At 65.6% G+C, this 9,082-nt stretch carries 5 protein-coding genes; 3 read left to right on the top strand and 2 right to left on the bottom strand.

Annotated features, from left to right (window positions below; all coding sequences use genetic code 11):
* Window positions 1-321 precede the first annotated feature (321 nt).
* A complete protein-coding gene (locus tag ACSVIK_RS25820; protein WP_442446988.1) occupies window positions 322-1,692 on the bottom strand; it encodes a substrate-binding domain-containing protein in 1,371 nt (456 codons plus the stop codon).
* A gap of 107 nt (window positions 1,693-1,799) precedes the next feature.
* A complete protein-coding gene (xthA, locus tag ACSVIK_RS25815; RefSeq protein WP_442446987.1) occupies window positions 1,800-2,612 on the bottom strand; it encodes an exodeoxyribonuclease III in 813 nt (270 codons plus the stop codon).
* 162 nt (window positions 2,613-2,774) lie between these two features.
* On the opposite strand from xthA, the gene ACSVIK_RS25810 reads away from it, so the two are divergent.
* The 3 genes from ACSVIK_RS25810 to ACSVIK_RS25800 all read left to right on the top strand — a co-directional run bounded on the left by ACSVIK_RS25810 (window position 2,775) and on the right by ACSVIK_RS25800 (window position 8,889).
* Window positions 2,775-3,419 carry a GNAT family N-acetyltransferase gene (locus ACSVIK_RS25810; RefSeq protein WP_442446986.1) on the top strand — a complete coding sequence of 215 codons (645 nt, stop codon included), beginning with the start codon at window positions 2,775-2,777 and terminating at the stop codon, window positions 3,417-3,419.
* A gap of 65 nt (window positions 3,420-3,484) precedes the next feature.
* Window positions 3,485-5,212: an autotransporter assembly complex protein TamA gene (locus ACSVIK_RS25805; RefSeq protein WP_442446985.1), complete on the top strand. Its 1,728-nt coding sequence runs from the start codon at window positions 3,485-3,487 to the stop codon at window positions 5,210-5,212.
* Entirely contained in the window at window positions 5,209-8,889 is a 3,681-nt protein-coding gene (locus ACSVIK_RS25800) for a translocation/assembly module TamB domain-containing protein (protein WP_442446984.1), read from the top strand. Before ACSVIK_RS25805 ends, ACSVIK_RS25800 begins: the two co-directional genes overlap by 4 nt.
* Window positions 8,890-9,082: the final 193 nt, after the last annotated feature.

Raw genomic sequence — 9,082 nt, 5'->3', positions numbered from 1 at the left:
CGACATGGATGTCGCGAGAGCCACGATGGGCCAGGGATGGCCCACCGTGGCGGGCCTCTGGAGCGGCGATGGAGTGAACGAACCCTGGCGCAGCCAGGGCCGGATGACCGGGCGGAGGGTTTTGGTTACTTTTGCCAAAAGTGACTCGCCTGGGAAGGCGAAATCAGAGACATCAGCAGAAACGCGGCAATCTGGAACAGGCACAAGAATAACCATCACAGGCCAACAAGATCACACACAAACTTGCCAGTCCAGTCTCAATACTGACGTTCCCGCGACTCCACGAAGAACCTTATCTTCGCTGGGCACTGGCCAGGCGGGTCAGTAGACCCACACTTCGACTCGACGATTACGGATGCGCCCGCTGTCTTCGTCATTGGCGGCCACCGGCAGCTCGTCGCCCAGGCCGATGATGTCGCGAAACAGCACCCCCTGGCTGGCCAGTTCACGGCGTACCGCCATGGCACGCAGCTTCGACAGCAGCTCGGCGCGTGAGGGCGCGCTCTTGGGATCGCCGAAGCCCACCAGCACTGCCTTGTTCTGCAGCTTGTCGTGGCCGCTGAGGTAGTCCAGCACCCGGTTCAAATCACGCTGGGCCTTGTTGTCGAGGCTGGCGCTGCCTTCCTGGAAACGGAAATTGACCGACAGGCGCTGGGCCTTTGCGGCGAGTTCGCGATACTCGGCGGGCATCTGCGCGGACGGGGCAACCTCGATGGCGTGTACCGTCTGTGCGATGAAGCCGTTGTCGGCGACGATCTTCTGCCCTTGAGGGCCATGGGCGAAATCGATCAGCGCGCGCACCCAGGTGTTGTTCGAGCGCGGTGGGGCATAAAGGAACAGACGGCGTGACAGCGGGTAGTCCTCGGTGGCGATCAGGCTGGTACTCGGCAACATGGGTTGCGAATCCCCCGAGGCGATGGCCACGGCCTTGGCCTGGCGGATGTAGGGCAGGCCGATGAAGCCGATGGCGTTGGCATCCCGGCTCACCGCGTCGGACAGCTCGGTGCTGGACTCGAAGCGCTTGGCCTCGGCGGCCAGCTTGCGCGCGCCGGGGGCCAGTACCAGCTCCTTGAAGGTGTCATAGGTGCCGGAATTGTCGTCGCGGGCATAGAGCGTCACCGCGCCGGGGCGACCGCCGAGTTCGCGCCAGTCACGGATCTCGCCGGCGAACAGGCGGGCCAGTTGCTCGATATCCAGGCTGGCCACGGGGTTGCCGGGGTTGACGATGATGGCCAGGCCGTCGATGGCGATGATCTGCTCGGCTGCCAGGCTACGCATGTCGCCCAGAGCGGCCAGCGCCTCGGCCTCGCTGTCCTTGATCGGGCGAGAGGCCGCTGCCAGATCGGCGCTGCCATCTTCGAGAGCGACGAACCCCGTACCGGAACCATGGGCAGCGACCTCGGCCACCAAGGTGCGCCCATCAGCGCTCTTGGCGACAATGCGCTGCTCGTTGTCGGCCGCGCCTGGTGCGATGCGGATATCGCTCAGGCCCTGAGCGGCGAACAGACCCTTGATCAGTTCCGGGCCTAACCTGGCGCCGATGGTATTGGAACCCTGCACGCGCAGTACCGGGGCGTCATCCTGGGCGGCGAACACCGACAGGGGCAGGGCATAGCAGATGAAACCGAGCAGCAGCAGGGAAAGGGTACGGCTCCACAGTTCGTGGTCTTGGCTGGCTTGGGCGCGCGACATGCGGCAAACACCTTGTCTTGGGCACCTCGCAGGGTGCTTAGGGGTGGGCTGGAAATGCCGCGCACATTAAGACAAAGAGATTGCAGAGATATGACGAACCCGTCTATTCAGGCCAATTCCAGCCAGATTGGCGCGTGATCGGAGGGTTTGTCCATGCCACGCAGTTCGTAATCGATGCCGGCGTCCTTGAGGCGTGCCTGCAGCGGCTGGCTGGCGAGGATCACGTCGATGCGCAAGCCGCGCTTGGGCTCGTCCTCGAAGCCACGGCTGCGGTAGTCGAACCAGCTGAAGCGGTCGTTCACTTGTGGGTTGAGCTGCCGAAAGCTATCCACCAGGCCCCAGCTCTTGAGCGTCGCCAGCCACTCGCGTTCTTCCGGTAGGAAGCTGCATTTGCCGGTTTTCAGCCAGCGCAGGCGATTGGGCTCGCCGATGCCGATGTCGCAGTCCTCGGGGCTGATGTTGATATCGCCCATCACCACCAGCGCCTGTTGCGGATCGAAGCGCTCCACCAGCAGGCTTTGCAGGTCGGCATAGAAACGTTGCTTGGCGGGAAACTTCACCGGGTGGTCACGGCTCTCGCCCTGAGGGAAATAGCCGTTCATCACGGTGATGGGGTTGCCCTGGGCATCGGCGAAGGTGCCGTAGATGAAGCGGCGCTGGGCCTCCTCGCCATCACCGGGAAAGCCCTTGTGCAGGCTCAACGGCTCGTTGCTCGAGAGCAGGGCGACACCGTAGTGACCTTTCTGCCCGTGATAATGCACGTGATAACCGAGCTGACGGATCTCCGCTTCGGGGAACTGTTCGTCGGCCACCTTGGTTTCCTGCAGGCCGATCACATCGGGCTGGTGCTTTTCGATCAGTGCCTGCAGTTGGTGAGGGCGGGCACGCAGGCCATTGATATTGAAGGAAACGATTTTCACGGGCGGTGATCCCTGAAGGCAAAAGGCGATGCTAGCCGATCATGAGCCGTGGCGGCCAGCGCCTGGCGGTTGTGCCGGGTCGCTGCTAGCTTGCCAATAGAGCCTGTTCACGAACTGCAGTGCGTGAATGGGTTCCAAGACCCCAACCAGTAGAGGTCAGCCATGCCCCATGACACGCCTGCCGAAATTCGCCTGCTCGATGCCGGCTACGTCCGTGAAGTGCGCTCCGTGCTCTATCACGCCTACCGCCACGAACCCACCTTCGCCTACCTGTTCGAGGCCGAGCGTGCCGGCTTCGACCAGCGGGTGCGGGCCACGGTACGCGAGCTGGTCAAGCAGCACTTCGCCGAAGAGCTGCCGGCCATCGGTCTGCTGCTCGATGAACGGCTGATCGGCGCGGCGCTGATCGCGCCACCGCAGCGGCGCCTGGACATCACCGAAAGCTGGCGCTGGCGTCTGGGCATGTTGCTGAGTACCGGCTTGCGCTGTACCCGACGCTACCTCGAATACCACGAGGCGGTGATCGCCTGCCTGCCACCGGGGCCTTACCACGTGCTGCCGCTGATCGGCATTCATCCCGAGTTTCAGGGCCAGCACCACGGTGAGCAACTGCTCGCAGCCCTGCATAACTGGTGTGCCGAGGATGCTGGCTCGCAGGGCGTGGTGCTGGATACCGGCAACGCCCGTTATCTGGACTTCTATCGGCGCCAGGGTTACGAGGAAATCGGCGAGCTGGCCATCGGCCCGGTGGTCGAGCATGTGTTCTTCCATCCCAACCCGCAAAGTCTGCTAGCGGCTCCAGCCTGAACCTCCATCAACAGAGGGGCAAGTCGCGCTGGCGTGCGCCTTGTGACGTGTTAGCATCCGCCGCCATGAGTGCATGGATACAGGTTCGGCGCACCTTGCTGCTGATGCTCTTCAGCGCCTGCGCCACGGCCGCCACAGAGCTGGACGTGCGGGTCACGCCAGCCAACTCGGCCTTGAAGGCCAACATCGAAGGTTATGTCGGTACGCTACAGGGGCGCGATGTCCAGGCCCTGCGGCGCGTGCGACGCATCGCCGAGAACGAGGCGCAGAAAGCGGCGCAGGCGCTCGGCTATTACCAGGCGCGCATCCGCAGTCGGGTCGAGCCCGGTGAAACGCCACGGCTGATCCTCGAGGTGGAGCCGGGCGAGCGCGTGCGCCTGCGCAACGTCGATATCCGCATCGAAGGCCCGGCCAGCGAGCTGAGCGCGTTTCGCGTGCCCAGCAACAGTCGCCTGCAGCCAGGGGCGGTGCTCAACCATGGGCGCTACGAAGATGCCAAGCGATTGATCCAGAACCAGGCCGCGCGTTACGGCTTCTTCGATGGCAGATTCACCCAGCAGACGCTGCGTATCGATCCGGCTGCCGGAGTCGCCGACATCGAGCTGGTCTATGTCAGCGGGCCGCGTTATCGCCTGGGGGATATCGCCTTCACCGGCAAGTTTCCCTTCGATGAAGAACTGTTGCGGCGCATGGTGCCGTTCAAGGCCGATACCCCCTACGACTCGGCGCTGATCGCCGAGCTCTATCAGGCGTTGCAGTCCAGCGGTTATTTCGAGTCGGTGCGGGTCGATGCCATTCCCGCCCAGGCCGAGCAGTTGCGCATTCCGGTCAGCATCGCCCTGCAGACCCGCGAGCCGCGCACCCTGGGCCTGGGGCTGGGATTCTCCACCGACGTGGGGCCGCGCCTGCGCGCCAATTGGACCCGTCACTGGCGCAACCCGCAGGGGCACAGCTATGGGGTGGACATGGAGCTGTCCGCGCCGCGGCAGAACGTCGGCCTGTGGTACGACATTCCCGGCGATCCGCCCTTGACCGACAAACTGCGTATCGCCGGCGGCTACCAGTACGAGGAGCTGGCCAGTAGCGACAGCCTCAGCCGCCTGCTCACCTTCGGCCCGGAATGGCACAGCCAGCGCGCGGGCGGCTGGCAGCGCGTGCTGTCGATCAAGGCCCAGCGTGAGGAATATCGCCTGGGCAATGACTCGGGGCTGAGCACCTTGCTGATGCCCGGTGCCAGTTATTCGTTGCTGCGCAGCGACAATCGCCTCGACCCGAACCAGGGTTATCGCCTGCAGTTCGAGGTGCGCGGCGCGGTGGAGGGGGTGCTGTCCGATGCCAACGTGCTGCATGGCAACGTCATGCTCAAGGGCTTGACCACGGTTTTCGACAACCACCGCTTCCTTGGCCGGGTGCAGTTCGGTGGCACCGAGACCGATGGCTTCTCCGCCGTGCCGCCGTCGCTACGCTTCTTCGCCGGTGGCGATCAGAGCGTGCGTGGCTACGACTACCAGAGCCTGTCGCCGGAGAATGATCGTGGCGACAGGATCGGCGGGCGTTACCTGTTCGCCGCCAGCGCCGAATACCAGTACAGCCTCACGGACAAATGGCGCCTGGCCACCTTCGTCGACCAGGGCAACGCGTTCAACTCGCTGGAATTCCCCACCCTCAAGACCGGTGTGGGGTTCGGCATTCGCTGGATCTCGCCGGTGGGGCCTTTGCGCCTGGATCTGGCCCATGCGCTGGATGACGACGGCGGCATACGTCTGCATTTTTCCATGGGGCCGGAGCTGTGAGGCGCACCTGGGCATGGCTGGCCGGCGGCCTGCTGAGTCTGTTGCTGCTGTTCGCCCTGGTTATTGGCGCGCTGCTGGGCAGCAGCGCGGGCAGCCGCTGGTTGCTGGCGCAGGTGCCGGGCTTGCAGGTGCAGGGTTTCGATGGTCGCCTGGGCGGTACTTGGCAGGCCGATAGCCTGACCTGGCAACAGGGCGATACGCGCCTGATGCTGCAAGGCCTGGACATGGCCTGGTCACCGGCCTGCCTGCTGCGCCTGAGCCTGTGCCTGGATCGTCTGCATGTGCAACGGGCCGACCTCGATCTTCCTCCCGCCGAGTCCAGCGACAGCGCCCCTATGAGTCTGCCAGCGCTCGATTTGCCGTTGCGCCTGCAACTGGGTGACGTGGAACTGGGTGAGCTGCGGATCGACGGCCAGTCGCAGGTGCAGGCGCTGAGCCTGATCGCCAACTGGGACGAGGGTGGCGTACATCTGCAGCGCCTGGCCGTGCAGCGCGATGAACTGGCCCTGGAGCTCAGCGGTGAACTGCAACCTCAAGGCGCCTGGCCGACCAGCCTGAGCGGGCGCGCCCGCCTGCCGTCCGTCGATGGCAAACCCTGGGCCTTGGCCCTGCAGGTCAGTGGTGAATTGCAGCACAGCCTCGAGGTGCAGGCCGACAGCAGTGGTTACCTCGAAGGCCGCCTGGTCGGCCAGGTGCAGGCCCTGGCCGAGCACCTGCCGGCCGAGCTGCACCTGACCAGCCCGGCCTTCAGCGCCAGTGCCGAACTGCCGGCCACCTTGCAGTTGCAGCAAGTCGATCTGCGTGCCCAGGGTGATCTGGCCAGCGGTTACCGGGTCGAAGGCTCGGCCAGCCTGCCTGCCGAGCAGGGCGCCATGGCCGTGACGCTCGATGGGCGAGTCGATGCCCGTGGCGCGGATATCCAGGTGCTGCGCATTCAGGCCGAGGGCGAGCAACACCTGCAACTGCAGGGCAAGCTCGACTGGCAGGCGGCCTTCAGCGCCGATGCCCAACTGGCCTGGGAGGATTTCCCCTGGCAGCGCCTTTACCCCCTGGATGAGCCGCTGCCAGTGAGCCTGCAACGCTTGCGAGCGGAAATGAGCTACAGCGGCGGCAACTACCTGGGCAATATCGACGCGCAACTGCAGGGCCCGGCCGGCGCCTTCAGCCTGATCAGCCCGTTCAGCGGTGACCTCGAGCAGGTGACCTTGCCCCAGGTACAGCTACAAGCCGGCCAAGGGCGTGCCGAAGGGGTGTTCAAGCTGGGCTTCGCCGAGGCCATCGACTGGCAGGCCAGGCTCCAGCTCAGTGACCTCGACCCCGGTTACTGGCTGGCGCAGATGCCGGGCAACCTGGCGGGCCCGCTCAATACCTCGGGGCGTTTAGCCGCAGGCACCTTGCAGGCGCAGGCCGATATCGACCTCGCTGGCCGCCTGCGCGGGCAGCCGGCGCAACTGCAGATCAAGGGCGGCGGCGCTGGGCAACAATGGCAACTGGAGCGCCTGCAGGTGCGCCTGGGTGACAACCGCATCAGCGGCCAAGGTGCGTTGGATCAGCGCCTGCGCGGCCAGCTCGAACTCGCTTTGCCACGCCTGGGGCAGCTATGGCCGGGGCTGCAGGGACAACTGCAGGGGCAGCTCAGCCTGGCCGGCACCTTGCAGGCGCCGCAGGGCCAGTTGCAGCTCGCCGGCGAACGCCTGGCGCTCGGCGAGCCGAGCCTGCGCCGCCTGCAACTGCAGGGCAAGCTGGACGCGCGGCAGCAGGCCCAGATCAGTCTGGATCTGCGCGGTATGCGTATCGACGACACCTTCCTCGGTCGTTTGCAGGCCCAGGGCCAGGGCGACATCCGCCGCCAGGCCCTGACCCTGAATCTGCAAGGGCCGTTGCTGAACCTGCAACTGGCGGCCGACGGCGGCCTGAACGAGCAGGGCGACTGGCACGGGCGTATCGCCAGCGGCCAGGTGCGCAGCGGCGGCCAGGATTGGCAGTTGCAGCAACCGGCAGCCCTGGAGCGCCTGGCCGACGGCCGCCTGAGCCTGGGTGCCCACTGCTGGCGCTCCGGCGCGGCCAGCCTGTGTGGCGCGCAGCAACGTCTGGCGCCACAGCCAAGCCTGGACTGGACGCTGGAAGACTTCCCGCTGGCCAGCCTGCAACCCTGGCTGCCGGATGATTTCGCCTGGCAGGGCCAGCTCGATGCGCGGCTCAAGGTGGAGCTGCCGACAAGCGGGCCCGATGGCCACATCCGGATCGATGCCGGTGCCGGCACCCTGCGCATTCGCCAGGTGGATCAGCAGCAGTGGTTGGATTTCCCCTACGACAGCCTGCGTCTGGACAGCACCTTGCGCCCGCAGCGGGTGGACAGCGAACTGAGCCTGCGCAGCGAGCGCCTGGGCGAACTCGTGGTGCGCACGCAGATCGACCCGCGTCCGCAGCGCAAGCCGTTGACGGGCGAGTTCCGCCTGAGCGGCTTCGACCTGGAGGTGCTACGCCCCTTCGTGCCCATGGCCGAGCGCCTGCAAGGGCGTCTGCTGGGCAGCGGCAGCATTGGCGGGCATCTGCTGGAGCCACAGGTCAACGGCCAATTGCGTCTGGAAAACGGCGAGCTGGCCGGCAGCGAGCTGCCCATCAGCCTGGAGAACCTGCAACTGCAGGCACGCATCGCTGGCGAACAGATGCAGCTCGATGGCACCTGGAGCAGCGGCGAGGCGGGGCGCGGCAGCCTGCGCGGCGAATTGAGCTGGTTCGAGGGGCTGCAGGCCGATCTGAGCCTGCAGGGCCAGCGCCTGCCGCTGACGGTCGAGCCCTACGCGAAGATGGAGGTGGAGCCGGATCTGCGTCTGCAACTGCGCCAGGAGCAGTTGGCCGTGAGTGGCAAGGTGGCCATCCCGCGCGGCAAGATCAGTGTGCATGAGCTGCCGCCGTCGACGGTCAAGGTATCCGGCGATGCGCAGATCGTCGGCCAGGCACCGGCGAGCGAGCAGCAGCCCCTGGGTATCGCCATGGACGTCATGGTCGAGGTGGGCCAGGACAAGCTGGCCTTCAGCGGCTTCGGCCTCAGCGCCGACCTGCGCGGGCGCGTGCATATCGGCGATGACCTGGACACCCGTGGCGAGCTGGATCTGGTCAACGGCCGCTACCGCGCCTATGGCCAGCGCCTGACCATCCGCCGCGCCCGATTGCTGTTCGCCGGGCCGATCGACCAGCCCTTCCTCGATGTCGAGGCGATCCGCAAGGTCGACGATGTGGTGGCCGGGCTGCGTCTGTCCGGCAATGCCGAGCAACCCACTACCACCATCTTCTCCGAGCCTGCGATGAGCCAGGAGCAGGCCTTGTCCTATCTGGTGCTGGGGCGGCCGATGGGGCAGAGCAGCGGCGACAACAACATGCTCGGCCAGGCGGCCCTGGCTTTGGGGCTGGCCGGCAGCAGCTCGTTGACCAGCAGCCTGGCCAGCCGCCTGGGCATCCAGGACTTCCAACTCGACACCCAGGGCAGTGGCATCACCACCAGCGTGGTGGCCAGCGGCGCCATCACCGACCGGCTGAGCCTGCGTTATGGGGTTGGGGTGTTCGAGCCGGCCAGCACCATCGCCTTGCGTTACGAACTGACCAAGCGGCTTTATCTGGAGGCCGCCAGCGGCCTGGCCAGTTCGTTGGATCTGTTCTATCGGCGGGATTTTTGAGGGGCTCGTTGAGACTGGACTGGCAAGTTTGTGTGTTTTTGGTGTTCTGGACGCCGCTACGGTGTGCTCAGAAACACCCTGTTTCGCCCCCTCGGGCGACTCACTTTTCTTTGAACTGCGCAAAGAAAAGTAAGCAAAAGAAACGCACCCCCGCCATCCGGGTCTCGCTTCGCTCGACTCCCCTCACTCCGGC

The organism is Pseudomonas sp. NCHU5216 (assembly GCF_052156495.1).
GTDB lineage: Bacteria > Pseudomonadota > Gammaproteobacteria > Pseudomonadales > Pseudomonadaceae > Aquipseudomonas.
The sequence above is the reverse complement of the archived record's forward strand: the minus strand, read 5'-3'. Positions and strand labels throughout refer to the sequence as shown.

What these genes read in the sequence shown, in the direction of transcription:
- ACSVIK_RS25820 (WP_442446988.1), bottom strand. Translation starts at nt 1,692, where the DNA reads ATGTCGCGCGCCCAAGCCAGCCAAGACCACGAACTGTGGAGCCGTACC.
- ACSVIK_RS25810 (WP_442446986.1), top strand. Translation starts at nt 2,775, where the DNA reads ATGCCCCATGACACGCCTGCCGAAATTCGCCTGCTCGATGCCGGCTAC.
- ACSVIK_RS25805 (WP_442446985.1), top strand. Translation starts at nt 3,485, where the DNA reads ATGAGTGCATGGATACAGGTTCGGCGCACCTTGCTGCTGATGCTCTTC.